This is a genomic window from Streptomyces bambusae (genome assembly GCF_020532645.1).
Lineage (GTDB): Bacteria > Actinomycetota > Actinomycetes > Streptomycetales > Streptomycetaceae > Streptomyces > Streptomyces bambusae.
Genome location: NZ_JAJAUZ010000010.1, coordinates 79,445 through 104,602 on the forward strand (window position 1 = coordinate 79,445; position 25,158 = coordinate 104,602).

Annotated in this window: 22 protein-coding genes; all 22 read left to right on the forward strand. The window is 70.0% G+C overall.

Translation table 11 applies throughout. From position 1 onward, the window contains the following. Positions 1-71: 71 nt before the first annotated feature. The 22 genes from LG634_RS09930 (at position 72) to atpD (ending at position 25,110) form a co-directional block, all read left to right on the forward strand. Positions 72-1,361, forward strand: coding sequence for a homoserine dehydrogenase (locus LG634_RS09930; RefSeq protein ID WP_226733387.1), 1,290 nt, complete (start codon positions 72-74; stop codon positions 1,359-1,361). A 7-nt stretch (positions 1,362-1,368) separates the two neighbouring features. Then, positions 1,369-2,439 carry a threonine synthase gene (gene thrC, locus LG634_RS09935; RefSeq protein WP_226733316.1) on the forward strand — a complete coding sequence of 357 codons (1,071 nt, stop codon included), beginning with the start codon at positions 1,369-1,371 and terminating at the stop codon, positions 2,437-2,439. A gap of 475 nt (positions 2,440-2,914) precedes the next feature. Next, a complete protein-coding gene (gene thrB / locus LG634_RS09940) occupies positions 2,915-3,832 on the forward strand; it encodes a homoserine kinase (RefSeq protein ID WP_226733317.1) in 918 nt (305 codons plus the stop codon). Between the two features lie 442 nt (positions 3,833-4,274). Continuing rightward, positions 4,275-6,329: a transcription termination factor Rho gene (gene rho, locus LG634_RS09945; RefSeq protein WP_226733318.1), complete on the forward strand. Its 2,055-nt coding sequence runs from the start codon at positions 4,275-4,277 to the stop codon at positions 6,327-6,329. 419 nt (positions 6,330-6,748) lie between these two features. Beyond that, positions 6,749-7,660, forward strand: coding sequence for a S1 family peptidase (locus LG634_RS09950; RefSeq protein ID WP_226733319.1), 912 nt, complete (start codon positions 6,749-6,751; stop codon positions 7,658-7,660). A gap of 118 nt (positions 7,661-7,778) precedes the next feature. Beyond that, positions 7,779-9,497 carry a trypsin-like serine protease gene (locus LG634_RS09955; RefSeq protein WP_226733320.1) on the forward strand — a complete coding sequence of 573 codons (1,719 nt, stop codon included), beginning with the start codon at positions 7,779-7,781 and terminating at the stop codon, positions 9,495-9,497. Positions 9,498-9,700: 203 nt separating this feature from the next. Continuing rightward, complete coding sequence (locus tag LG634_RS09960; RefSeq protein ID WP_226733321.1) at positions 9,701-10,813, forward strand: LCP family protein; 1,113 nt, start codon at positions 9,701-9,703, stop codon at positions 10,811-10,813. A 145-nt stretch (positions 10,814-10,958) separates the two neighbouring features. Beyond that, positions 10,959-11,180 (forward strand): 50S ribosomal protein L31, encoded by a 222-nt coding sequence (gene rpmE / locus LG634_RS09965; RefSeq protein ID WP_030492616.1) that lies wholly within the window; start codon positions 10,959-10,961, stop codon positions 11,178-11,180. 105 nt (positions 11,181-11,285) lie between these two features. Further along, complete coding sequence (gene prfA, locus LG634_RS09970) at positions 11,286-12,365, forward strand: peptide chain release factor 1 (protein WP_226733322.1); 1,080 nt, start codon at positions 11,286-11,288, stop codon at positions 12,363-12,365. Positions 12,366-12,404: 39 nt separating this feature from the next. Then, positions 12,405-13,250, forward strand: coding sequence for a peptide chain release factor N(5)-glutamine methyltransferase (prmC, locus tag LG634_RS09975; protein WP_226733323.1), 846 nt, complete (start codon positions 12,405-12,407; stop codon positions 13,248-13,250). Between the two features lie 46 nt (positions 13,251-13,296). Continuing rightward, a complete protein-coding gene (locus LG634_RS09980) occupies positions 13,297-13,944 on the forward strand; it encodes an L-threonylcarbamoyladenylate synthase (protein ID WP_226733324.1) in 648 nt (215 codons plus the stop codon). After that, on the forward strand, positions 13,941-14,576 hold the full coding sequence (locus tag LG634_RS09985; protein ID WP_226733325.1) for an arsenate reductase/protein-tyrosine-phosphatase family protein: 636 nt from the start codon (positions 13,941-13,943) through the stop codon (positions 14,574-14,576). The genes LG634_RS09980 and LG634_RS09985 overlap by 4 nt, the downstream gene beginning before the upstream one ends. Positions 14,577-14,680: 104 nt before the next feature. Further along, a complete protein-coding gene (glyA, locus tag LG634_RS09990; protein ID WP_226733326.1) occupies positions 14,681-15,931 on the forward strand; it encodes a serine hydroxymethyltransferase in 1,251 nt (416 codons plus the stop codon). A 102-nt stretch (positions 15,932-16,033) separates the two neighbouring features. Then, on the forward strand, positions 16,034-17,368 hold the full coding sequence (locus LG634_RS09995; RefSeq protein ID WP_226733388.1) for an MraY family glycosyltransferase: 1,335 nt from the start codon (positions 16,034-16,036) through the stop codon (positions 17,366-17,368). Positions 17,369-17,809: 441 nt separating this feature from the next. Continuing rightward, complete coding sequence (locus LG634_RS10000; protein ID WP_226733327.1) at positions 17,810-18,247, forward strand: Cg1360 family ATP-synthase-associated protein; 438 nt, start codon at positions 17,810-17,812, stop codon at positions 18,245-18,247. A gap of 225 nt (positions 18,248-18,472) precedes the next feature. Then, positions 18,473-19,291 (forward strand): F0F1 ATP synthase subunit A, encoded by an 819-nt coding sequence (gene atpB, locus LG634_RS10005; RefSeq protein WP_504967644.1) that lies wholly within the window; start codon positions 18,473-18,475, stop codon positions 19,289-19,291. A gap of 76 nt (positions 19,292-19,367) precedes the next feature. After that, positions 19,368-19,604, forward strand: coding sequence for an ATP synthase subunit C-like protein (locus LG634_RS10010; RefSeq protein WP_226733328.1), 237 nt, complete (start codon positions 19,368-19,370; stop codon positions 19,602-19,604). 38 nt (positions 19,605-19,642) lie between these two features. Further along, positions 19,643-20,191, forward strand: coding sequence for a F0F1 ATP synthase subunit B (locus tag LG634_RS10015; protein ID WP_226733329.1), 549 nt, complete (start codon positions 19,643-19,645; stop codon positions 20,189-20,191). Beyond that, the gene (locus tag LG634_RS10020) at positions 20,188-21,003 is read left to right on the forward strand and encodes a F0F1 ATP synthase subunit delta (RefSeq protein ID WP_226733330.1); all 816 of its coding nucleotides are present in this window, start codon (positions 20,188-20,190) and stop codon (positions 21,001-21,003) included. Before LG634_RS10015 ends, LG634_RS10020 begins: the two co-directional genes overlap by 4 nt. A 128-nt stretch (positions 21,004-21,131) precedes the next feature. Continuing rightward, positions 21,132-22,730: a F0F1 ATP synthase subunit alpha gene (gene atpA / locus LG634_RS10025; RefSeq protein WP_226733331.1), complete on the forward strand. Its 1,599-nt coding sequence runs from the start codon at positions 21,132-21,134 to the stop codon at positions 22,728-22,730. A gap of 20 nt (positions 22,731-22,750) precedes the next feature. Then, positions 22,751-23,668 (forward strand): F0F1 ATP synthase subunit gamma, encoded by a 918-nt coding sequence (locus LG634_RS10030; RefSeq protein ID WP_226733332.1) that lies wholly within the window; start codon positions 22,751-22,753, stop codon positions 23,666-23,668. Then, positions 23,668-25,110 (forward strand): F0F1 ATP synthase subunit beta, encoded by a 1,443-nt coding sequence (gene atpD, locus LG634_RS10035; RefSeq protein ID WP_226733333.1) that lies wholly within the window; start codon positions 23,668-23,670, stop codon positions 25,108-25,110. Before LG634_RS10030 ends, atpD begins: the two co-directional genes overlap by 1 nt. Positions 25,111-25,158 lie beyond the last annotated feature (48 nt).

The window sequence follows — 25,158 nt, forward strand, 5'->3', positions numbered from 1 at the left end:
GGATTGTCCCCGGCCAAGGGAACGGCCTGCAGGGCGCAGGCCGTGTTCTGACGAAAGGCGTAGGTCGAATGATGCGTACGCGTCCGCTGAAGGTGGCGCTGCTGGGCTGTGGAGTGGTCGGCTCAGAGGTGGCGCGCATCATGACGACGCACGCCGACGACCTCACGCAGAGGATCGGCGCGCCGGTGGAGCTCGCGGGCGTGGCCGTGCGCCGCCCCTCCAAGGTCCGCGAGGGCATCGACCCGGAGCTGGTCACCACCGATGCGACCGCCCTGGTGAAACGCGGCGACATCGACGTCGTCATCGAGGTCATCGGCGGCATCGAGCCGGCCCGCACCCTGATCACCACCGCCTTCGAGCACGGCGCCTCCGTGGTGTCCGCCAACAAGGCGCTGCTCGCCCAGGACGGTGCGGCCCTGCACGCCGCCGCCGACCAGCACGGCAGGGACCTCTACTACGAGGCCGCCGTGGCCGGCGCCATCCCGCTGATCCGCCCGCTGCGCGAGTCCCTCGCCGGCGACAAGATCAACCGGGTGATGGGCATCGTCAACGGCACGACGAACTTCATCCTCGACAAGATGGACTCGACCGGCGCCGGCTACCAGGAGGCGCTCGACGAGGCCACCGCCCTCGGGTACGCCGAGGCCGACCCGACCGCCGACGTCGAGGGCTACGACGCCGCCGCCAAGGCCGCGATCCTCGCCGGCATCGCGTTCCACACCCGGGTCCGCCTCGACGACGTCTACCGCGAGGGCATGACCGAGGTCAGCGCCGCGGACTTCGCCTCCGCGAAGCGGATGGGCTGCACGATCAAGCTGCTCGCCATCCTGGAGCGCGCGCAGGACGGGGAATCCGTCACGGCGCGAGTCCACCCGGCGATGATTCCGCTCAGCCACCCGCTCGCCTCGGTGCGCGAGGCCTACAACGCCGTGTTCGTCGAGGCGGAGGCGGCCGGGCGGCTGATGTTCTACGGTCCGGGCGCCGGCGGTTCGCCGACGGCCTCGGCCGTGCTCGGCGACCTCGTCGCCGTGTGCCGCAACAAGCTCGCCGAGGCAACGGGGCCCGGCGAGTCGGCGTACACCCAACTGCCGGTCAGCCCGATGGGCGAGGTCGTCACCCGCTACCACATCAGCCTCGATGTGGCGGACAAGCCGGGTGTCCTCGCGCAGGTGGCCACGGTCTTCGCGCTCCAGGGCGTGTCGATCGACACCGTGCGGCAGCAGGGCAAGGACGGTGAGGCCAGCCTCGTCGTCGTCACCCACCGCGCACCCGACGCGGCCCTTTCGGGGACCGTCGAGGCGCTGCGCAAGCTCGACACCGTGCGCGGTGTCGCCAGCATCATGCGTGTTGAAGGGGAGTAAAGGACCCATGAGCAGCAATCGCACCCACCAGTGGCGAGGAATCATCGAGGAGTACCGGGACCGGCTTCCGGTCACGGCGACGACCCCGGTGGTCACGCTCCGCGAGGGTGGCACTCCGCTCGTCCCGGCCCAGGTCCTCTCCGAGCGCACGGGCTGTGAGGTGCACCTCAAGGTAGAGGGTGCGAACCCGACGGGGTCGTTCAAGGACCGCGGCATGACCATGGCCATCACGAAGGCGAAGGAGGACGGCGCCAAGGCCGTCATCTGCGCCTCGACCGGCAACACCTCCGCGTCCGCCGCCGCGTACGCGGTACGGGCCGGCATGGTCAGCGCGGTGCTCGTGCCGCAGGGCAAGATCGCCCTCGGCAAGATGGGCCAGGCGCTGGTGCACGGCGCCCGCATCCTCCAGGTCGACGGCAACTTCGACGACTGCCTGGACCTGGCCCGCAGCCTCTCCGAGAACTACCCGGTGGCCCTGGTCAATTCGGTGAACCCGGTGCGCATCGAGGGCCAGAAGACGGCCGCGTTCGAGATCGTGGACGCGCTCGGCGACGCCCCCGACATCCACGTCCTCCCGGTGGGCAACGCGGGCAACATCACCGCGTACTGGAAGGGCTTCAAGGAGTACAAGGCGGACGGCCTGGCCACGCGTACCCCGCGGGTCTGGGGCTTCCAGGCCTCGGGTTCGGCGCCCATCGTGCGCGGCGAGGTCGTCAAGGAGCCGCACACCATCGCCACCGCGATCCGGATCGGCAACCCGGCCTCCTGGGACTACGCCCTGCAGGCGCGGGAGGAGTCCGGCGGCTTCATCGACGAGGTGACGGACCGCCAGATCCTCGCCGCCTACCGGCTGTTGGCCTCGCAGGAGGGTGTCTTCGTCGAGCCGGCGTCAGCCGCTTCGGTGGCCGGTCTGCTCAAGGCGGCGGAGGCGGGTCTGGTCGACCCGGGGCAGAAGATCGTGTGCACCGTCACCGGCAACGGCCTGAAGGACCCCGACTGGGCGGTGGCCGGCGCTCCGCAGCCGATCACCGTTCCGGTGGACGCCGAGGCGGCCGCGGTGCGGCTGGGCCTCGCGTAGGCACGTCGGCACGGCGTCGAGGGCGGCCGGGCCGCGGCCCGGCCACCCCGACGTTCCGCCGTACCGCTTCGCACGTCTTTCCGGTCGCCGTACGATCGGAACCGGCCGGATTCTGGCCGAAAAATGCCCGTCGAGTGCACTCGACGGCCGGAATGTGAACCCGCTGCCCCCGCCCCACGAGCGCGCCGGCACCGGCCCCCCACCGCCCCACGGCGCACCCAAGCCGCCTGAAACGCGGTGAAAACGCGATAAAGAGGCACAGCGGGCTCGCGACACGCATCGTGCGCCTCCTGTGCGCCCTATGTCGCGACAGAACCTTCCTTCGATAGGCTGTACTTACATCCGTCCGCCGCATATGCCGTGCCGACACTGCATATGCCAGGGTTCCGCCCGTCAGCGGCCTGTGGATGTCGTACCTTCTGCAGTACATTCGCCGCGAAATCTCGCAGCCAGTCACAAGGAGTGTCATCGAGAGATGGCCGGTCCAGCGTTCCGCGCCGCCGCCGTACGGGTGCGCGTCCCCGCTTCCAGTGCCAACCTCGGCCCGGGCTTCGACGCCCTGGGTCTCGCCCTGGGGCTCTACGACGACGTGGTCGTCCGGGTCGCCGACTCCGGCCTGGACATCGACATCGCGGGCGAGGGCGCCGAGACGCTGCCCCGCGACGAGAGCCACCTGCTGGTCCGCTCGATGCGCACGGCCTTCGACCTGCTCGGCGGGCAGCCGCGCGGCCTCGAAGTCGTCTGCGCCAACCGGATCCCGCACGGCCGCGGCCTCGGCTCCTCCTCCGCCGCGATCTGCGCCGGCATCGTCGCCGCCCGCGCCGTCACCATAGGCGGCGAGGCGAAGCTCGACGACGCCGCGCTGCTGGAACTCGCGACCGAGATCGAGGGCCACCCCGACAACGTCGCCGCCTGCCTGCTCGGCGGATTCACCCTCGCCTGGATGGACGGCGGCTCCGCCAAGGCGATCACCATGGAGCCGGCCGATTCCATCGTTCCGGTGGTCTTCGTCCCCTCGAAGCCGGTGCTGACCGAGACCGCCCGCGGCCTGCTGCCGCGGACCGTCCCGCACGTCGACGCGGCGGCGAACGCCGGCCGGGCCGCACTGCTCGTCGAGGCCCTCACCCGGCGCCCCGAGCTGCTCCTCCCGGCGACCGAGGACCGACTGCACCAGGAGTACCGCGCCCCGGCGATGCCGGAGAGCGTGGCCCTGGTGAACCGGCTGCGCGCGGACGGGGTCCCCGCAGTCATCTCCGGCGCGGGCCCGACGGTCCTCGCGCTGGTCGACAACGGTGCGGCCGACAAGGTCGCGCTGCTCGCGGGGGAGGGCTGGGCGGCCACCCGGCTGGCCTTCGACACCGCGGGCGCCAGCGTGCTCCCGCTCGGCGGCTGACCGGCCGCCCGGGCGACCGCGCGGGGGCGCTCCTGCACAGGGCAGGCGGGGGCGCTCCGGCGGCGGGTCACGCGATTGCCGGTGAATGAGAGGGGGAATGTCTGTTGGATCCGGTAGTGTTAATCTCAAGTACGCATCCGAAGCCTTTGCGGCTAGGTGCTCAGTGTCCCCATCCGGGACCACCTTTCTTCCGGGAGCCTCCCCAACTGCTTTGATCACTGCCAGGCAGTTTTGAGCACGCTCCGGAATCGGCGTGACATTCCCACGCTTCCAGCTCGGGGGCTTCTCGCCGGAACCCATGCACTGAATTCCTCCGCCGTACCCGTACCGGGCTCCGGCGGACCACCGCCCCGGCACGGTCCAGACAAAAGGGCCGAGGTCGGACAGCACAACCGGTCGCCGAGCCAGACAGGCCGACGTCCGCTCCAGGGAAGGACCCTTCGTGAGCGACACCACCGATCTGATGGGCGTTGCCGACAGCTCTGTCGACACCAGCGCGCCCGCCGCGGGCTCCGCCCCCAAGCGACGCCGCTCCGGCACCGGCCTTGAGGGCATGGTCCTGGCCGAGCTGCAGCAGGTCGCTTCGGGCCTCGGTATCAGGGGCACCGCGCGGATGCGCAAGAGCCAGCTGATCGAGGTCATCAAGGAGGCCCAGGCCGGCGGCGGCTCCGCCGCCAAGGCCGCGGACTCCGCCGACGCCGAGGCCAAGCCGAAGCGCCGCGCCACCTCCAAGGCCCGCGCCACCGAGGCCGCCGAGGCCCCGGCTGCTGCCGAGAAGGCCGCCGAGAAGCCGGCCGCCCAGCAGCAGATCGACATCCCCGGCCAGCCGGCCGGTGCCGACCAGCCCGCCGGCGAGCGCCGCCGCCGCCGCGCCACCGCCCCGTCGGGCAGCCCGGAGCCGGCCGCCGCCCCCGCGCAGGCCGAGCCGAAGGCCGAGACGGTCCAGGCCGAGGCCAAGGCCGACGCCGGTGCGGTGCAGGCCCAGGACGGAGCGGCCGAGGGCCGCGGCCGCCGGGACCGCCGCGACCGCGGTGAGCGTGCCGAGCGCGGCGACCGTGCCGAGCGCGGCGACCGTGCCGAGCGCGGTCAGCGCGACCGCCGCGACCGCGCCGCCAAGGGCGAGGAGCAGCAGGGCGGCGGCCAGCAGGACCGCCAGGAGCGCGGCCAGCGCCAGCAGCAGCAGGGCGGCCGCGGCCAGGGTGCCCAGGGCGGCCAGCAGGGCCGCCAGGACAACGGCCCGCAGGACGACTTCGACGACGAGGGCGGCCGTCGCGGCCGTCGCGGCCGCTACCGCGACCGCCGTGGCCGTCGTGGCCGCGACGAGTTCGGTCCGAACGAGCCGCAGGTCGCCGACGACGACGTCCTGATCCCCGTCGCGGGCATCCTCGACATCCTCGACAACTACGCGTTCATCCGGACCTCCGGCTACCTGCCCGGCCCGAACGACGTGTACGTGTCCCTGGCCCAGGTCCGCAAGAGCGGCCTGCGCAAGGGCGACCACGTCACCGGTGCGGTCCGCCAGCCCAAGGAGGGCGAGCGCCGCGAGAAGTTCAACGCGCTCGTGCGCCTCGACTCGGTCAACGGCATGGCGCCGGAGTCCGGCCGCGGCCGCCCCGAGTTCCAGAAGCTGACCCCGCTCTACCCGCAGGACCGGCTCCGCCTGGAGACCGACCCGGGCGTGCTGACCACCCGCATCATCGACCTCGTGTCGCCGATCGGAAAGGGCCAGCGCGGCCTGATCGTGGCCCCGCCGAAGACCGGCAAGACCATGATCATGCAGGCGATCGCCAACGCGATCACCACCAACAACCCCGAGTGCCACCTGATGGTCGTCCTGGTCGACGAGCGTCCGGAAGAGGTCACCGACATGCAGCGGTCGGTCAAGGGCGAGGTCATCTCCTCGACCTTCGACCGCCCGGCCGAGGACCACACCACCGTCGCCGAGCTGGCCATCGAGCGCGCCAAGCGCCTCGTCGAGCTGGGTCACGACGTGGTCGTCCTGCTGGACTCCATCACCCGCCTGGGCCGCGCGTACAACCTCGCGGCGCCCGCCTCCGGCCGCATCCTGTCCGGTGGTGTCGACTCGACCGCGCTCTACCCGCCGAAGCGCTTCTTCGGTGCCGCGCGCAACATCGAGGACGGCGGCTCGCTGACCATCCTGGCCACCGCGCTCGTCGACACCGGCTCGCGCATGGACGAGGTGATCTTCGAGGAGTTCAAGGGCACCGGCAACATGGAGCTCAAGCTCGACCGGAAGCTCGCCGACAAGCGGATCTTCCCCGCCGTCGACGTCGACCCGTCGGGCACCCGCAAGGAGGAGATCCTCCTCAACAGCGAGGAGCTCAGCATCGTGTGGAAGCTGCGCCGGGTGCTGCACGCGCTCGACTCGCAGCAGGCGATCGAGCTGCTCCTCGACAAGATGAAGCAGACCAAGTCGAACGCCGAGTTCCTGATGCAGATCGCGAAGACGACCCCGTCGTCCAGCAACAACGACTGAGACCCGGGCCACCCGCCCGACTCCGGTCCGAAGCCGCCCCGTCACCTGGTGACGGGGCGGCTTTGCGTTTCCCGCACGGCTGTCGCCGCAGCCGGCCAGCGAGTTCGGCCGGGCGCCTCAAGGTGCGTGCCATTTCCCGGAATTCAGCTCCGGATAACGGCCCGGTCTCCTTTGTCACCAGCGCGTCTCAGAACGGTCATGGTGCCAACTTACGCTCGCCTTATGTCAGTTGTTGATTGGATCTCGCTGCGTACACGTCATAGGATCGGTGAGCCGCACGTCGGGGGGCATCGGTCGCGCTGAATCGAGCGCGAGTCCATGGGCGGCCGGCAGGGATTCCTGCCCTTCACGCCACCGCCGGATCCTGATCCGGGCAACCTCCCCCGCGTGCCCAACAACCGTTTCCACGGGGAGTCTGAGTGATCATTTCCAAGACCGTGCGCCGCGTTTCCGCCGCCGGCTTCGCCTCCGCCATCGCCGCCGGCCTGATGGCCACCTCCGCCGCGCCGGCCGGTGCCGCGCAGCAGCCGGGCGACGCCGAGGCCATGCGCATCATCCAGAGCGTCTCCGGCGCCCAGCACGCCCCCGAGCGTGACTCGTACATCATCGGTGGCACCAAGACCACCATCAAGAACTACCCGTACATGGCGCAGCTGTTCGTCGAGGTCAGCCCGGGCCGCGGTTCGTTCTGCGGCGGTGCCGTCATCAACTCCCGCAAGATCCTGACCGCCGCGCACTGCGTCAGCGGCCGCAACTTCGTCACCAAGGGTGTCGTCGTCACCGGCGCGACCCGTCTCGCCGACGGCAGCAGCCTGTACGGCGGCAAGGCGTTCCGCATCAAGAAGCAGTGGCAGCACCCGAAGTACAACTCCCGCACGTTCGACAACGACATCGCGGTCCTGACGCTGGCGGCGCCGACCAACGCCAAGACCATCAAGGTCACCACCTCCACGGACAAGGCGTCCTACCGTCCGGGCACCAAGGCCACCGCGGTCGGCTGGGGCCGTACCAGCTCCACCAGCCAGGCCATCTCGACCTACCTGCGCCGGGCCACCCTGCCCATCCAGGCGGACTCGAAGTGCACCAGCCCGAGCGTGTGGGGCCGCAGCTTCATCAAGGGCCACATGCTGTGCGTCGGCAACAAGACCACGGGCAGCGACCGCACCACCGTCGCCCCCTGCAACGGTGACTCCGGCGGCCCGCTGGTCGTGAACGGCCGCGTCGTGGGCGTCACGTCCTGGGGCGTGAAGAACTGCGTGCAGAAGGGCCTGTACCCGGTCTACACGAAGTACAGCACCTACGCGAAGACGGTTGCCGCGCAGCTGCGATAAGGCACCCCCCCTCCCGTGAGGCGGCCCGATACGGAATGATCTGGTCCGCCCCATGTACCTCTGGCGCGCGCCTCCCGTTTCACGGGGGGCGCGCGTCGGCCTATCCGAAGGATGATGCGTGCACATACGCACCCGTGGCGGCCGCCCGTCCGGCAAGCGCCGCCTCGTGGCTCCCGTGGCCGTGTCCGTACTCGCCCTGGCGGGTGCCGGCCTGACCGCAGGCGGCACCGCCCAGGCCGCCGAATCGCCGGCCCCTCCCACGCAGTCCGAGATGCGCAAGCAGATGCAGGACGCGTACCGCTCGGCGCTCTCGTCGAACCGCAAGAGCACCCCGTCCCGGACCCCGATGATCATCGGTGGCGGGACCACCACGATCAGCACCGCGCCGTGGATGGCCCAGCTGTTCTGGACCGACCCGACCAACCCGGAGAATGGTTTCTTCTGTGGTGGTTCCGTGGTCACGCCCACGAAGGTCGTCACGGCGGCGCACTGCGTCGACCTGATCGACTGGTCCAACGGCGGCACGATCGTCACCGGCGCCACCGAGATGGCCGAGATCGACGCCACCGGCAAGGTCGTCAACGCCTTCGGCGGCACCGTCCACAAGGTCAAGCGCCAGTGGCGCCACCCGTCCTACGACGACGTGAGCTTCGACAACGACACCGCGGTGCTGACGCTGGCGACGAAGACGGCTGCCGCGAACCTGCCGCTGGCCCGCTCCACCGACACCTCGCTGTACGGGACGGGCACCGCCACCGTGTACGGCTGGGGCCGGACCTCCTCCACCAGCTACGCCGGCTCGCCCGTGCTGAAGAAGGCGGACCTGCCGCTCGTCGCCGACACCACCTGCGACGACGCCTGGGGCGACTGGCTGGTCAAGGGCCACATGGTCTGCGCCGGCAAGCCCGCCACCGGCTCCGACGCCGGCACCACCACCTCGTGCAACGGTGACTCCGGCGGCCCGCTGGTCCGCAACGGGCGCCTGATCGGCATCGTCTCCTGGGGCGTCACCGACTGCGTCGAGAAGGGCTACTACAGCGTCTTCGCCAAGGCCACCGGGTACGCCGGCCCCCTGCGCGCCGAGATCTACGACGCGAACTGGACCGGGGACGCCGCGGCCGACCTGATCGCGCGCAACAGCTCCGACGCGGACCTCTACCCGTTCGCCTCCAAGCTGACCTCGCTGTCCAAGGGCGCCACCCTCGGCGACGCGGCGGGCATCAACCTGTTCCGCCAGACCGACCTCAACCGGGACGGCGTCCAGGACCAGGTCCGCCGCACCACCAGCGGCCAGATCCAGTGGTACAACGGCGCCACCAAGACGGTGTCCAAGATCTACAGCGACTGGTCGACCCGCAAGCAGATCGTCGCCCCCGGCGACGTGACCGGCGACGACCTGCCCGACCTGGTCCAGGTCACCTCCACCGGCGACCTGTACCTGAACCCGGGCAACGGCGCCGGCGCCTTCAACGCCCCGGTCAAGGCCGGCTTCGGCTGGAACGTCTACAGCATGGTCCGCGGCGCCGGAGACCTGACCGGCGACGGCAAGACCGACCTGATCGCCCGCGACTCCGCCGGGGCGCTCTACCTGTACCCGGGCACCGGCACCGCCGGCACGGGCGCCTTCGGCTCCCGCGTCAGGATCGGCACCGGCTGGAACATCTACAACCAGATCACCATGACCGGCGACGTCAACAACGACGGCAAGGCCGACCTGCTCGCCCGCGACAGCGCCGGCACCATGTGGCTCTACAAGGGAACCGGCAAGTCCGGTGCGACCTTCGCCACACGCGCCGGCTTCGGCGGCGGCTGGAACGCGTACAACCTCTTCGGATAAACCCCAGGTGAGCCCGTATAACGCGCTGGTTACGACCTGATCCGGCCCCTTCCCTGTGCCCACCGTGCCCGCGCGGTGGGCACAGGTCGTCGTGCAACCCTTTGCCCGCCCCTCCCGTCTCCCCTTTCGGGCCGGGGGCGGGCCGAGCACTTTTCAGGGCGCACACGACACCGGGGGCCGGGATCCGGAGAACCGAGGAGAGCATGACCGAGCAGAGCAGCGGCCGGGCCGCCACCCGTGCGGCCGCACGCGGACGGCGGCGCAAGAAGGCGAGCGGGGGCCGCCGGGTCCTCACCCTGATCGGGTGGACCGCCGCCGGCGCGCTCGTGATCGGCGGCGTCTCCACGGGCTACTTCTGGGTGAAGTTCGACGGGAACCTCAAGAGCGTCGACATCGACGCCGCCCTCGGCGACGACCGCCCGGCCGACGTGGACAACGGCTCGATGGACATCCTCGTCCTCGGCTCCGACTCGCGCGGCGGCGCGAACGGCGAGTACGGCCGCGACGACGGCGGCTCGGCCCGCTCCGACACCGCGATGATCGTCCACCTGTACGAGGGCCACAAGACGGCCAGCGTCATATCCATACCGCGCGACACCCTGGTCACCAGGCCCTCCTGCGAGACCCCCGGCGGCAAGACCGATCCCGGCGGCGAGCGCAGCATGTTCAACGAGTCCTTCACCATCGGCGGCGCCGCCTGCGCGGTGAAGACCGTCGAGAAGATGTCGGGGGTCCGGATGGACCACTACATCGAGGTCGACTTCACCGGCTTCAAGAAGATCATCGACGAGCTCGGCGGCGTCGAGGTGACCACCACCAAGCCGATCCGCGACAAGGCCAGCCACCTCGACCTCGCGGAGGGCACCCACCAGCTCAACGGCGAGCAGGCCCTCGGCCTGGTCCGCACCCGCAAGAGCGTCGGCGACGGCAGCGACCTCGGCCGCATCCAGCTCCAGCAGGCCTTCATCAAGGCACTGATCAAGCAGGTCAAGAGCATCGGCGTGTTCGACAACCCCAAGCGGCTCCTCGACCTCGCCGACACGGGCACCAAGGCCATCACCACCGACAGCAAGCTCAGCGGCGTCAAGGACCTGATGGGCTTCGCCTCCGGCCTCGCCGAGATCGACGCCCGGGACCTCCACATGATCACGCTGCCGGTCGGCGCCGACACCCGCGACCCCAACCGGGTGGTCCCGCTGGAGGCCGAATCCCGGCAGGTCTGGGACGCGCTGCTGGCCGACCGGCCCATCCCCGCCTCGGCCACCGAGAAGTCGGCCGGCGACAAGGGCACGGCCGGCTCCGTGGTCAAGGAATAGACCGGGTACCGACCCCGTTGAAGGCAGCGTCCTCGAATTTTGAACAGGCGGCCCGGTCCTGGCAGACTGGTCCGTCGGCCCCGGTTCACGCAGCGTGCAATTCCGCCCCCTGCGACCCGGCGCCCTCCCGAAACTAGGAGACACCTTGAAGCGCGAGATCCACCCCGAGTACGTCGAGACCCAGGTCAGCTGCACCTGCGGCGCGTCGTTCACCACCCGTAGCACCCTGACCGAGGGCACCATCCGTGCCGAGGTCTGCTCCGAGTGCCACCCGTTCTACACGGGCAAGCAGAAGATCCTCGACACCGGTGGCCGTGTGGCCCGCTTCGAGGCCCGCTTCGGCAAGGCTGCCGGCTCCAAGAAGTAGCGAGCCACGGCGCCGGTCGACGGCCGCCCCTGTCCACTCGGGGGCGGCCGCGCCGGCGCCTTTGTCGTCCCGCAGCCCCACGCCCATTCCCCCCAGGAGCACCCGATGTTCGAAGCGGTCGAGGACCTGGTCGGCGAGCACGCCGACCTCGAGAAGCAGCTCGCCGACCCTTCGGTCCACGCCGACCAGGCCAACGCGCGCAAGCTCAACAAGCGCTACGCGGAACTGACCCCCATCGTGGGCACCTTCCGCGCCTGGAAGCAGACCGGGGAGGACATCGACACGGCCAAGGAGCTGGCGGCCGACGACCCCGACTTCGCCGCCGAGGTCAAGGAGCTGACCGCGCAGCGCGAGGAGCTCACCGAGAAGCTCCGCCTGCTGCTGGTACCGCGCGACCCCAGCGACGACAAGGACGTCCTCCTGGAGATCAAGGCGGGCGCGGGCGGCGACGAATCCGCCCTCTTCGCCGGCGACCTCCTGCGCATGTACCTGCGCTACGCCGAGCGGATCGGCTGGAAGACCGAGATCATCGACTCCACCGAGTCCGAGCTCGGCGGCTACAAGGACGTCCAGGTCGCCGTGAAGACCAAGGGCGGCCAGGGCGCCACCGAACCCGGCCAGGGCGTGTGGGCCCGCCTGAAGTACGAGGGCGGGGTGCACCGCGTCCAGCGCGTGCCCGCCACCGAGTCCCAGGGCCGCATCCACACCTCCGCCGCCGGCGTCCTCGTGACCCCGGAGGCCGAGGAGGTCGAGGTCGAGATCAACCCGAACGACCTGCGCATCGACGTGTACCGGTCCTCGGGCCCCGGCGGCCAGTCCGTCAACACCACCGACTCCGCCGTCCGCATCACCCACCTGCCGACCGGCGTCGTCGCCTCCTGCCAGAACGAGAAGAGCCAGCTCCAGAACAAGGAGCAGGCCATGCGCATCCTGCGGTCCCGGCTCCTCGCCGCCGCCCAGGAGGCCGCCGAGCAGGAAGCCGCCGACGCGCGGCGCAGCCAGGTGCGGACCGTCGACCGTTCCGAGAAGATCCGTACGTACAACTTCCCGGAGAACCGGATCTCGGACCACCGGGTCGGATTCAAGGCGTACAACCTGGACCAGGTACTCGACGGCGACCTCGACGCGGTCATCCAGGCCTGCGTGGACGCGGACTCCGCGGCCAAGCTCGCGTCTGCCCAGTAACCCCGTACCAACCCCCCGTACGACCCCGGTGGAGGAAGCGTGAACCTGCTGCTCGCGGAGGTGGCCCAGGCCACCCAGCGGCTGGCCGCCGCCGGCGTGCCCTCACCGCGCTTCGACGCCGAGGAGCTCGCTGCGTGGGTGCACGGCGTCAAACGGGGTGAGCTGCACAACGTGAAGGACGCCGACTTCGACGCCCGGTACTGGGAGGCGGTCGCGCGCCGCGAGGCCCGCGAACCGCTCCAGCACATCACCGGGCGGGCCTTCTTCCGCTACCTGGAGCTCCAGGTCGGCCCCGGCGTGTTCGTCCCCCGGCCCGAGACCGAGTCGGTCGTCGACTGGGCCATACACGCCGTACGGGCCATGGACGTGGTCGAGCCGCTGATCGTGGACCTGTGCACCGGCTCCGGCGCCATCGCCCTCGCCATGGCCCAGGAAGTGCCGCGCTCGCGCGTGCACGCCGTCGAGCTGTCCGAGGACGCGCTGGTCTGGACCCGCAAGAACGCGGACGGCTCCCGGGTCACCGTCCACCAGGGCGACGCGCTGACCGCGCTGCCCGAGCTGGACGGCCAGGTCGACCTGGTCATCTCCAACCCGCCGTACATCCCCCTCACCGAGTGGGAGTACGTCGCCCCCGAGGCCCGCGACCACGACCCCGAGATGGCGCTGTTCTCCGGCGAGGACGGTCTCGACACCATCCGCGGCCTGGAACGCACCGCGCACCGGCTGCTGCGCCCCGGCGGCGTCGTCGTGATCGAGCACGCCGACACCCAGGGCGGCCAGGTCCCGTGGATCTTCGCCGAGGAGCGGGGCTGGGCCGATGCGGCCGACCACCCCGACCTCAACAACCGGCCCCGCTTCGCCACCGCCCGCAAGGCACTGCCGTGACGAAGCCCCACCCCACCCCCACCACCCCGCACCAGGAGGCCCGCTGATGGCCCGGCGATACGACTGCAACGACGCGACGGACCGCAAGACGGGCCTCCGCGAGGCCGCGTCCGCCGTCCGCCGCGGGGAACTCGTCGTGCTGCCCACCGACACCCTCTACGGCATCGGCGCCGACGCCTTCAGCAGCGAGGCGGTCGCCGACCTGCTCGCCGCCAAGGGCCGCGGCCGCTCGATGCCCACCCCGGTGCTCATCGGCTCCCCGAACACCCTGCACGGCCTGGTCACCGACTTCTCCGAGGCCGCGTGGGAGCTCGTCGACGCCTTCTGGCCCGGCGCCCTCACCCTGGTCGCCCGCCACCAGCCGTCCCTCCAGTGGGACCTCGGCGACACCGACGGCACCGTCGCCATCCGGATGCCCCTGCACCCGGTCGCCATCGAGCTGCTCACCGAGGTCGGCCCGATGGCCGTCTCCTCCGCCAACCTGAGCGGCCACCCGGCGCCCGAGGACTGCGACGCCGCCCGCGAGATGCTCGGCGACTCCGTCTCCGTCTACCTGGACGGCGGGCCCACCCCGGGCATCCAGCCGTCGTCCATCGTCGACGTCACCGGCAAGGTGCCGGTCCTGCTCCGGGAAGGAGCCCTGTCGGCCGAGCAGCTCCGGGAGGTCGTACCCGACCTTGAGGTGGCCCCGTGAGCCCTCAGGGGCGTGGCATAGCCGGCACGGACGCGTTCCGCATCCTCCACGTCAGCACCGGAAACGTGTGCCGCTCGCCGATCACCGAGCGGCTCACCCGGCACGCCCTCGCCGACCGGCTCGGCGCCGAGTGGCCGGCCGGGGCCCTGATCGTGGAGAGCGCGGGCACCTGGGGCCACGAAGGCGCACCCATGGAGGCCAACGCGGCCGCCGTGCTCGCCGACTTCGGGGCCGACGCGTCCGGCTTCTTCGGCCGCGAGCTCCTCGACGAGCACGTCATACGCGCCGACCTGGTCCTCACCGCCACCCGCGACCACCGCGCCCAGGTCATCTCCATGGGCCACTCCGCGGGCCTGCGCACCTTCACGCTGAAGGAGTTCACCCGGCTGGTGCGCGCGATAGACCCGGCCACCCTGCCGCCCCTCGACGACGGCGTCGCCGAACGCGCCCGCGCCCTGGTGCGGGCCGCGGCGGCCCTGCGCGGCTGGCTGCTCGCCCCCTCGGCCGACGCCGACGAGGTGCATGACCCGTACGGCGCCCCGATCTCGTTCTTCCGCTCCATCGGCGACGAGATCAACCAGGCCCTCGACCCCGTGGTCACCGCCCTGACGGGGGTCAGCGCCCACCACTGACCCGGTCCGGCACGCCGATCGGTGAAAAGTCCGATTTTCGGTGCGTATGCCGGGAGGGCGGCCTAGAGTGGGCGTACTGCCCGCCCACGCGTCGGAGCCGCGCCATGACCACCGTCAGCACTTCCGCCGGACCCGCCGCCGCCGTGGACGACGTGCTGCGCCGCCAGGACCCCGCCATCGCGGACCTCCTCGCCGGCGAGCGGCAGCGCCAGGCGACCGGGCTCCAGCTGATCGCCGCGGAGAACTTCACCTCGCCCGCCGTCCTGGCGGCCCTCGGCTCCCCGCTCGCCAACAAGTACGCCGAGGGCTACCCCGGCGCCCGCCACCACGGCGGCTGCGAGTACGCCGACCTCGCCGAGCGGATCGCCGCCGAGCGGGCCACCGCCCTGTTCGGCTGCGACCACGCCAACGTCCAGCCGCACTCCGGCTCCGCCGCCGTCCTCGCCGCCTACGCCGCCCTGCTGCGCCCCGGCGACACCGTCCTCGCCATGGGACTGGCGTACGGCGGCCATCTGACGCACGGCTCCCCGGCGAACTTCTCCGGCCGCTGGTTCGAGTTCGTCGGCTACGGGGTCGACGCCGAGAGCGGGCTGGTCGACTACGAGCAGGTCGCCGCCCTCGCCCGCCGGCACCGCCCCAAGGCGATCGTCTGCGGCTCCATCTCCTACCCCCGGCACCTCGACTACGCGGCCTTCCGCGCCATCGCCGACGAGGTGGGCGCCTACCTCATCGCCGACGCCGCCCACCCGATCGGGCTGGTCGCCGGCGGGGCCGCACCCAGCCCGGTGCCGTACGCCGACATCGTCTGCGCCACCACCCACAAGGTGCTCCGCGGCCCCCGCGGCGGCATGGTGCTGTGCGGCGCGGAGCTCGCCGACCGGGTGGACCGGGCGGTCTTCCCGTTCACCCAGGGCGGCGCCCAGATGCACACCATCGCCGCCAAGGCCGTCGCCTTCGGGGAGGCGGCCGGCCCCGCGTACACCGCGTACGCCCATCAGGTCGTCACCAATGCGAGGGTTCTCGCCGAAGCGCTCGCGGGGGAGGGGCTGCACCTGACCACCGGGGGCACCGACACCCACCTGATCACCGCCGACCCGGCTCCGCTCGGCGTCGACGGCCGCACCGCCCGCGGCCGGCTCGCCGCCGCCGGGATGGTCCTCGACACCTGCGCCCTCCCGTACGGCGACCAGCGCGGCCTGCGGCTGGGCACGGCCGCGGTGACCACCCAGGGCATGGGCCGGGCCGAGATGGCGAGGATCGCGGAACTGTTCGGAGCGGCGCTGCGCGGCGACGGCGCGGTGCGCGACCGGGTGGAAGAGCTGACCGGGAGATTTCCCCCTTATCCGCCCGAGTGAGGACACCGTGGGAGGCCTGCAACCGGAGACCGGCCCCCGTGTGTCCTCAAGGCCAGGGGCAACGAAGCTAATGTGTGGGGCTGAGATGGCCGGCGAAATCATCTGGGGCAGCCCGTGCGTGAATACCTGCTGACGCTGTGCGTCACGGTCGCGGTGACCTATCTGCTGACCGGGCCCGTGCGCAAGTTCGCGATCGCGGCCGGTGCCATGCCCGAGATCCGGGCCCGCGACGTGCACCGGGAACCGACCCCGCGGCTCGGCGGGATCGCGATGTTCGGCGGCCTGTGCGCGGGCCTGCTGGTCGCGGACCACCTGGAGAACCTCAACGGGGTCTTCGAGCTGTCGAACGAACCGAGAGCGCTGCTCTCCGGGGCTGCGCTGATCTGGCTGGTGGGCGTCCTCGACGACAAGTTCGAGATCGACGCCCTCATCAAGCTCGGTGCCCAGATGATCGCCGCCGGTGTGATGGTCATGCAGGGCCTCACCATCCTGTGGCTGCCGATCCCCGGCTTCGGGACCGTCTCGCTCACCCAGTGGCAGGGCAACCTGCTCACGGTGGCCCTGGTCGTGATCACCATCAACGCGGTGAACTTCGTCGACGGCCTAGACGGCCTCGCGGCCGGCATGGTCTGCATCGCCTCCGCGGCGTTCTTCCTGTACTCCTACCGGCTCTGGTTCGGCTACGGCATCGAGGCCGCGGCCCCGGCCACCCTGTTCGCGGCGATCCTCATGGGCATGTGCCTGGGCTTCCTGCCGCACAACATGCATCCCGCGCGGATCTTCATGGGGGACTCCGGGTCGATGCTGATCGGCCTGGTGCTGTCGGCCGGCGCGATCTCCATCACCGGACAGGTGGACCCGGACGCGATGGCGCTGTGGTTCGACGGCGAGCGCAACGCCACCCACGCGATGCTGCCGGTCTTCATCCCGCTGCTGCTGCCGCTGACGATCATCGCCATCCCGATGGCCGACCTGATCCTGGCGATCGTCCGGCGCACCTGGAACGGCCAGTCGCCGTTCGCGGCCGACCGCGGTCACCTGCACCACCGGCTGCTGGAAATCGGCCACTCGCACAGCCGGGCCGTCCTGATCATGTACTTCTGGTCGGGCCTGATCGCCTTCGGCGCGGTCGCGTACTCCGTGCACTCGGCATCGATGTGGATCGTCTTCGTCCTCGTCGGACTGAGCGCGGTGGGCCTGGTCCTGCTCCTGCTGCCGCGCTTCACGCCGCGTGCGCCCCGCTGGGCGGAGCGGTTGGTCCCGCCCCGCTACCGGCACGCCCAGCGCGCCGCCGAGGCCGCCGCAGAGGCCGCCCTGGCCGGTGCCACGGCCGAGGAGCCGGCCCCCCGCCCCGCCATGGTCGGCGTCTCCGGCGCCAACGGCGCCACCGCCCTCAGCGCCCACCCCGACCACCACCCGGCGGGCTCCCCGCGCTGAACATCCGGTGAACTCCTCCTGTGGGCCCCTTGCGCGGGGGCCCACAGGCGTGTGTGGGGAGCGGTGCGGGGCGTTCGCAGGGCGGGCCGGGGCCGGTCCGGACGGGGTCAACATCACGCCGTTCGGTGGCCTCCTTCCGCGCCGGGTCCGTCTCCCCGGGCGGTCGAACACGGAAACGGAATGATGATTTCTGCCGCCATTAGCAGACATACCGACGCTGTCTGCTGCACAGACGCGCATGTTCACTCTCATGTGTGACAGCAAGCACACCTGGCAGGTAAAGACCTCATCAAATAGTTTGTGATACCGTTCACTAAACCCGGCGACAGAGCCGAAGGACCGTAGTGCGACGGTCCCTCGGCCCGAGGCTCGCTCTCGGTCCGGGCTTACGCTCGTCCCGAACGAGTCCCGTGCCCCCACCATCAAGCGGAGCAATTCGCCATGCGCTCTGAAGACACCCGGTCCCTTCTGCGTACCGTCGTACCCACCGCTGCCGCCGGCGCCATCGCCACGGTCATCAGCGGGGTCGTCGCCGGCGGCAAGGGTGCGATCGGGGCGGTCGTCGGAACGCTGATCGTCATCCTCTTCATGGGGATCGGCGTGGTGGTGCTGCAGCGCACGGCCAAAACCTTGCCGCAGCTGTTTCAGGCCATGGGGCTGATGCTCTACACGGCCCAGCTGCTGCTGCTGTTCATCTTCGTCGCCGTGTTCAAGGACACGACGCTGTTCAACCCCCGGGCCTTCGCGGCCACGCTCGTCGCCACCACCCTCGTGTGGATGGCGGCCCAGGCGCGTGCGCACATGAAGGCCAAGATCCTTTACGTCGATCCCGACTCCGACAAGGGTGAGAAGCCCGAAAACTCGGGGTCTTCGTCGTGAAAGGTAGGGGCGGGATAAGTGTGCGTTCGGGATCCTGCTATCGTCCGGTGCCAACTGCGGCATCGCGGGCGCGGGCATCTGAGCTGACGCCTGCTCAAGCGCGAGGCTCACTGCCTGCCAGCCGCCCCCACACCTGTAAGACCAGTCCAGTGCCGAACCGCGGCCTCATGCCGCGCCGACACAACGAGGTTGCCGTACCTATGCGCCACGCTGAAGGAGCCCGCGGTGAGTGCTGACCAGACCCAGCTTGCCTTTGACTGGAGCTGCCGCATCATGGCCGACAACGGCTGCGGCTTCCCCGCTCCGGGCCTGCACTCCTTCCTGTTCCAGCCGCTCTTCACGGTCGGCGGGTACGAGTTCAACAAGGTGATGCTGCTCGCTCTCATCACCACGCTCGTGGTCGTGGGGTTCTTCTGGACCGCCTTCGCGAAGCCGAAGGTCGTGCCCGGCAAGCTCCAGATGGTCGGCGAGGCCGGCTACGACTTCGTCCGCCGCGGCATCGTCTACGAGACGCTCGGCAAGCGCGAGGGCGAGAAGTACGTCCCGCTCATGGTCTCGCTGTTCTTCTTCGTATGGATCATGAACATCTGGTCCGTGATCCCGCTGGCCCAGTTCCCGGTCTCCTCGATCATCGCCTTCCCGGTGGTGCTCGCGCTGATCGTCTACGTGGTCTGGGTCTCGCTGACCTTCAAGAAGCACGGCTTCGTCGGCTTCTTCAAGAACGTCACCGGCTACGACAAGTCGCTCGGTGCGGTTCTGCCGCTGGTCATGGTCATCGAGTTCTTCTCGAACCTGATCGTGCGCCCCTTCACCCACGCGGTGCGACTGTTCGCGAACATGTTCGCCGGTCACCTGATGCTGGTCATGTTCACGGTCGCCTCCTGGTACCTGCTGAACGGTGCGATGATCCCCGCCGCCGGCGTCTCCTTCGTCATGACGATCGTCATGATCCTCTTTGAGCTTTTCGTGCAGGCGGTCCAGGCGTACGTGTTCGTGCTCCTTGCCTGCTCCTACATTCAGGGCGCTCTCGCCGAGCACCACTGAGCCAAACCCGCCCCGCAAACCCCAGTCGTCCGGTGGCCAACCCCCACCGGTCCGTGAAAGAGAAGGAAGAACCGGCATGTCCGCTCTCCAGAACCTCGCTGCCGTTTCCGGCTCCCTCGGCTCCATCGGCTACGGCCTCGCGGCCATCGGCCCGGGCGTCGGCGTCGGCATCATCTTCGGTAACGGCACCCAGGCCCTCGCCCGCCAGCCCGAGGCTGCCGGCCTGATCCGCGCCAACCAGATCCTCGGCTTCGCCTTCTGTGAGGCGCTCGCCCTCATCGGCATCGTTATGCCGTTCGTGTTCGGTAAGTAATCACCTTCTTACTGACGCATTCGACGAAAGGCACTGATGTGATCGCCAACCTGGTTCAGCTGGCGTCCGGGGAAGAGCAGAACCCGCTCGTCCCGCCGGGCCCCGAGCTGCTCGTCGGCACCATCGCCTTCGCCATCGTCTTCATCGTCTTCTGGAAGAAGCTCCTCCCGAACATCAACAAGGTTCTGGAAGAGCGCCGCGAGGCGATCGAGGGCGGTATCGAGAAGGCCGAGGCGGCTCAGACCGAGGCCCAGAGCGTGCTGGAGCAGTACAAGGCCCAGCTCGCCGAGGCCCGGCACGAGGCCGCGCGCCTGCGCCAGGAGGCGCTGGAGCAGGGCACTGCGCTCAAGGAAGAGCTGCGCGCAGAGGGCCAGCGGCAGCGTGAGGAGATCATCGCTGCCGGCCACGCCCAGATCGAGGCCGACCGCAAGGCTGCCTCGCAGGCGCTGCGTCAGGACGTGGGCAAGCTCGCCACCGACCTGGCCGGCAAGCTCGTCGGCGAGTCCCTCGAGGACCACGCCCGGCAGAGCCGCACCATCGACCGCTTCCTCGACGAGCTTGAGGAGAAGGCCGAGGCTGCCCGATGAACGGAGCGAGCCGCGAGGCGCTGGCCACCGCTCGTGAGCGTCTGGACGCGCTGACGGACAACACGTCCGCCGATGCCCAGAAGCTCGCCGGTGAGCTGGCTGCCGTCACCGCGCTGCTCGACCGCGAGGTGTCGCTGCGTCGGGTCATCACGGACCCGGCGCAGGCCGGCGAGGCCAAGGCTGAGCTGGCCCAGCGCCTGCTCGGCGGCCAGGTCGGCGGGGAAACCCTGGACCTCGTGTCCGGCATGGTGCGGTCGCGCTGGTCGCAGTCGCGCGACCTGGTGGACGCGCTGGAGGAGCTGGCGGACACCGCCGAGCTCACCGGTGCCCAGCAGGCCGGCGTGCTCGACAACGTCGAGGACGAGCTGTTCCGCTTCGGGCGGATCGTCGCCTCCAGCACCGAGCTGCGTGCGGCGCTGACCGACCGGTCCGCCACCGCCTCGGCCAAGGGGCAGCTGCTCGGCAGTCTGCTCGGCGGCAAGGCGAACGCGGTCACCGAGCGCCTGGTCACGCGTCTCGTGACGCACCCGCGGGGACGTAGCCTGGAGTCGGGACTGGAGTCCCTGTCCACGCTCGCCGCGGCGCGCCGCAACCGGATGGTCGCCACCGTGACCACCGCGGTGCCGCTGACCGACGTGCAGAAGCAGCGTCTCGGTGCGGTCCTGGCCAAGCTGTACGGCCGCCAGATGCACCTCAACCTCGACGTCGACCCGGCGGTCCTCGGCGGGATCGCGGTGCGCGTCGGTGACGAGGTCATCGACGGCAGCCTCGCGGAGCGCCTCGCCGAGGTGTCCCGCCGCATGGCCGGCTGACCAAGCCACCAAGCAAAAAGCATTTCCAGCGGCCCGGTTGGGCCGTGCAGAACTTGCAGAAGATTCCTGGGGGTCGCCCCCAGACCCCTAAGAAGCTTCAGGCCCAACAAGGAGAGCAGGGAACCCAGATGGCGGAGCTCACGATCCGGCCGGAGGAGATCCGGGACGCACTGGAGAACTTTGTCCAGTCGTACAAGCCGGACGCGGCCTCGCGCGAAGAGGTCGGTACGGTCAGCGTTGCCGGCGACGGCATCGCGAAGGTGGAGGGCCTGCCCTCCGCCATGGCGAACGAGCTGCTGAAGTTCGAGGACGGCACCCTCGGTCTCGCCCTCAACCTTGAGGAGCGCGAGATCGGCGCCATCGTCCTCGGCGAGTTCAGCGGCATCGAGGAGGGCCAGCCGGTGCAGCGCACCGGTGAGGTCCTCTCCGTCGGCGTCGGCGAGGGCTACCTCGGCCGCGTCGTCGACCCGCTCGGCAACCCGATCGACGGTCTCGGCGAGATCGCGACCGACGGCCGCCGCGCCCTTGAGCTGCAGGCCCCCGGCGTCATGGTCCGCAAGTCGGTCCACGAGCCGATGCAGACCGGCTACAAGGCCGTCGACGCCATGGTGCCGATCGGCCGTGGTCAGCGTCAGCTGATCATCGGCGACCGCCAGACGGGCAAGACCGCCCTGGCCGTCGACACGATCATCAACCAGCGCGACAACTGGCGCTCGGGCGACGTGAACAAGCAGGTCCGCTGCATCTACGTCGCCATCGGCCAGAAGGGCTCCACCATCGCGTCCGTCCGCGGCGCGCTGGAAGAGGCCGGTGCCCTGGAGTACACGACCATCGTCGCCGCCCCGGCGTCCGACCCGGCCGGCTTCAAGTACCTGGCGCCCTACACCGGCTCCGCCATCGGCCAGCACTGGATGTACCAGGGCAAGCACGTCCTGATCATCTTCGACGACCTGTCGAAGCAGGCCGACGCCTACCGCGCCGTGTCGCTGCTGCTGCGCCGCCCGCCGGGCCGTGAGGCCTACCCGGGTGACGTCTTCTACCTGCACTCGCGTCTGCTGGAGCGCTGCGCCAAGCTCTCCGACGACATGGGTGCCGGTTCGATGACCGGTCTGCCGATCGTCGAGACCAAGGCCAACGACGTCTCGGCGTTCATCCCGACCAACGTCATCTCCATCACCGACGGCCAGTGCTTCCTGGAGTCCGACCTGTTCAACGCCGGCCAGCGTCCGGCCCTGAACGTCGGTATCTCGGTCTCCCGCGTCGGTGGCTCCGCGCAGCACAAGGCCATGAAGCAGGTTTCCGGCCGTCTCCGCGTGGACCTCGCCCAGTTCCGCGAGCTGGAGGCGTTCGCCGCCTTCGGTTCCGACCTGGACGCCGCGTCGAAGGCCTCGCTGGAGCGCGGCAAGCGCATGGTCGAGCTGCTGAAGCAGGGCCAGTACCAGCCCATGCCCGTCGAGGAGCAGGTCGTCTCCGTCTGGGCCGGCACCACCGGCAAGATGGACGACGTCCCGGTCGAGGACATCCGCCGCTTCGAGTCGGAGCTGCTGGAGCACCTGCGGGTCAACCGCAAGGACCTCCTGACCTCGATCGCCGATGGCGGCAAGATGTCGGACGACACCCTGCAGTCCATCGCCGGTGCGATCGCCGACTTCAAGAAGCAGTTCGAGACCTCGGACGGCAAGCTCCTGGGCGAGGACGCTCCGGCGGCCGTCAACGTCTCCAAGTGACGACGGAAGGGACCTGACTCATGGGAGCGCAGCTCCGGGTCTACAAGCGTCGCATCCGATCCGTCACCGCGACCAAGAAGATCACCAAGGCGATGGAGATGATCGCCGCCTCGCGCATCGTCAAGGCGCAGCGCCAGGTGGCGGCCTCCACGCCGTACGCGACCGAGCTCACCCGTGCGGTGACCGCGGTGGCGACCGGCTCGAACACCAAGCACCCGCTCACCACCGAGGCCGAGACGGCGACCCGCGCCGCGGTCCTGCTCATCACGAGCGACCGCGGTCTGGCCGGCGGCTACTCCTCCAACGCCATCAAGGCTGCGGAGCGGCTGACGGAGCGGCTGCGCGGCGAGGGCAAGGAGGTCGACACGTACATCGTCGGCCGCAAGGGTCTGGCCTACTTCAGCTTCCGTGAGCGCAAGGTCGCGGACAGCTGGACCGGCTTCACCGACAGCCCGAGCTACGCGGACGCCAAGGCGGTCGCGGCGCCCCTGATCGAGGCGGTCTCGAAGGAGACGGCCGAGGGCGGCGTCGACGAGCTGCACATCGTCTTCACGGAATTCGTGTCGATGATGACGCAGAACCCGGTGGACGACCGGATGCTGCCGCTGAGCCTCGACAAGGCTGTGGAGGAGACCGGCGCGAAGGGCGAGATCCTTCCGCTGTTCGACTTCGAGCCGTCGGCGGAGGACGTCCTCGACGCCCTGCTGCCGCGCTACGTCGAGAGCCGCATCTACAACGCACTGCTGCAGTCGGCTGCTTCCGAGCACGCCGCCCGCCGCCGTGCGATGAAGTCGGCGACCGACAACGCCGGAGAGCTGATCAAGAACCTCTCCCGGCTTGCCAACGCGGCCCGCCAGGCCGAAATCACCCAGGAAATCAGCGAGATCGTCGGTGGCTCCGCAGCCCTTGCCGACGCGACCGCGGGGAGTGACAAGTAATGACGACCACTGTTGAGACGGCCGCCGCCACGGGCCGCGTCGCCCGGGTCATCGGCCCGGTCGTCGACGTGGAGTTCCCCGTCGACGCGATGCCCGACATCTACAACGCGCTGACCGTGCAGGTCGCCGACCCGGCCGAGGAGGGCAAGCTCAAGACGCTGACCCTCGAAGTCGCCCAGCACCTGGGTGACGGCCTGGTCCGCACCATCTCGATGCAGCCGACCGACGGCCTGGTCCGCCAGGCCGCGGTGACCGACACGGGCGAGGGCATCACCGTCCCCGTCGGCGACTTCACCAAGGGCAAGGTCTTCAACACCCTGGGCGAGGTGCTGAACTACCCGGAGGCGAACGCCGAGGTCACCGAGCGCTGGGCGATCCACCGCAAGGCCCCGAGCTTCGACCAGCTCGAGTCGAAGACCGAGATGTTCGAGACCGGCGTCAAGGTCATCGACCTTCTCACCCCGTACGTCAAGGGTGGAAAGATCGGTCTGTTCGGTGGTGCCGGTGTCGGCAAGACCGTTCTGATCCAGGAAATGATCTACCGCGTCGCCAACAACCACGACGGTGTGTCGGTGTTCGCGGGCGTCGGTGAGCGTACCCGTGAGGGCAACGACCTCATCGAGGAAATGAGCGACTCGGGCGTCATCGACAAGACCGCCCTGGTCTTCGGCCAGATGGACGAGCCCCCGGGCACCCGTCTGCGCGTCGCCCTCGCCGGCCTGACCATGGCGGAGTACTTCCGCGATGTTCAGAAGCAGGACGTGCTCTTCTTCATCGACAACATCTTCCGGTACACCCAGGCCGGTTCCGAGGTGTCGACCCTGCTCGGCCGCATGCCCTCCGCGGTGGGTTACCAGCCGAACCTGGCCGACGAGATGGGTCTCCTCCAGGAGCGCATCACCTCGACCCGCGGTCACTCGATCACCTCGATGCAGGCGATCTACGTCCCCGCGGACGACCTGACCGACCCGGCGCCGGCGACCACCTTCGCCCACCTCGACGCGACGACGGTTCTCTCCCGTCCGATCTCCGAGAAGGGCATCTACCCGGCCGTGGACCCGCTGGACTCCTCGTCCCGCATCCTCGACCCGCGGTACATCGCGAAGGACCACTACGAGGCCGCGACCCGCGTCAAGGGGATCCTGCAGAAGTACAAGGACCTCCAGGACATCATCGCGATCCTCGGCATCGACGAGCTGGGCGAGGAGGACAAGCTCGTTGTCCACCGTGCCCGTCGTGTCGAGCGCTTCCTGTCGCAGAACACCCACGTCGCCAAGCAGTTCACCGGCGTGGACGGTTCGGACGTTCCGCTCGACGAGTCGATCGCCGCGTTCAACCAGATCTGCGACGGTGAGTACGACCACTTCCCCGAGCAGGCGTTCTTCATGTGCGGTGGCCTCGAGGACCTGAAGGCCAACGCCAAGGAGCTGGGCGTCTCCTGACTCACCTGCTCTCCTGAGCAGCGCTGATTCGCAAGGAGGGGGGCGGGC

What these genes read in the sequence shown, in the direction of transcription:
- atpD (WP_226733333.1), top strand. Translation starts at nt 23,668, where the DNA reads ATGACGACCACTGTTGAGACGGCCGCCGCCACGGGCCGCGTCGCCCGG.
- LG634_RS09930 (WP_226733387.1), top strand. Translation starts at nt 72, where the DNA reads ATGCGTACGCGTCCGCTGAAGGTGGCGCTGCTGGGCTGTGGAGTGGTC.
- LG634_RS10020 (WP_226733330.1), top strand. Translation starts at nt 20,188, where the DNA reads ATGAACGGAGCGAGCCGCGAGGCGCTGGCCACCGCTCGTGAGCGTCTG.
- LG634_RS10010 (WP_226733328.1), top strand. Translation starts at nt 19,368, where the DNA reads ATGTCCGCTCTCCAGAACCTCGCTGCCGTTTCCGGCTCCCTCGGCTCC.
- prfA (WP_226733322.1), top strand. Translation starts at nt 11,286, where the DNA reads ATGTTCGAAGCGGTCGAGGACCTGGTCGGCGAGCACGCCGACCTCGAG.
- thrB (WP_226733317.1), top strand. Translation starts at nt 2,915, where the DNA reads ATGGCCGGTCCAGCGTTCCGCGCCGCCGCCGTACGGGTGCGCGTCCCC.
- glyA (WP_226733326.1), top strand. Translation starts at nt 14,681, where the DNA reads ATGACCACCGTCAGCACTTCCGCCGGACCCGCCGCCGCCGTGGACGAC.
- LG634_RS09960 (WP_226733321.1), top strand. Translation starts at nt 9,701, where the DNA reads ATGACCGAGCAGAGCAGCGGCCGGGCCGCCACCCGTGCGGCCGCACGC.
- atpA (WP_226733331.1), top strand. Translation starts at nt 21,132, where the DNA reads ATGGCGGAGCTCACGATCCGGCCGGAGGAGATCCGGGACGCACTGGAG.
- LG634_RS09980 (WP_226733324.1), top strand. Translation starts at nt 13,297, where the DNA reads ATGGCCCGGCGATACGACTGCAACGACGCGACGGACCGCAAGACGGGC.
- LG634_RS10000 (WP_226733327.1), top strand. Translation starts at nt 17,810, where the DNA reads ATGCGCTCTGAAGACACCCGGTCCCTTCTGCGTACCGTCGTACCCACC.
- LG634_RS10030 (WP_226733332.1), top strand. Translation starts at nt 22,751, where the DNA reads ATGGGAGCGCAGCTCCGGGTCTACAAGCGTCGCATCCGATCCGTCACC.
- thrC (WP_226733316.1), top strand. Translation starts at nt 1,369, where the DNA reads ATGAGCAGCAATCGCACCCACCAGTGGCGAGGAATCATCGAGGAGTAC.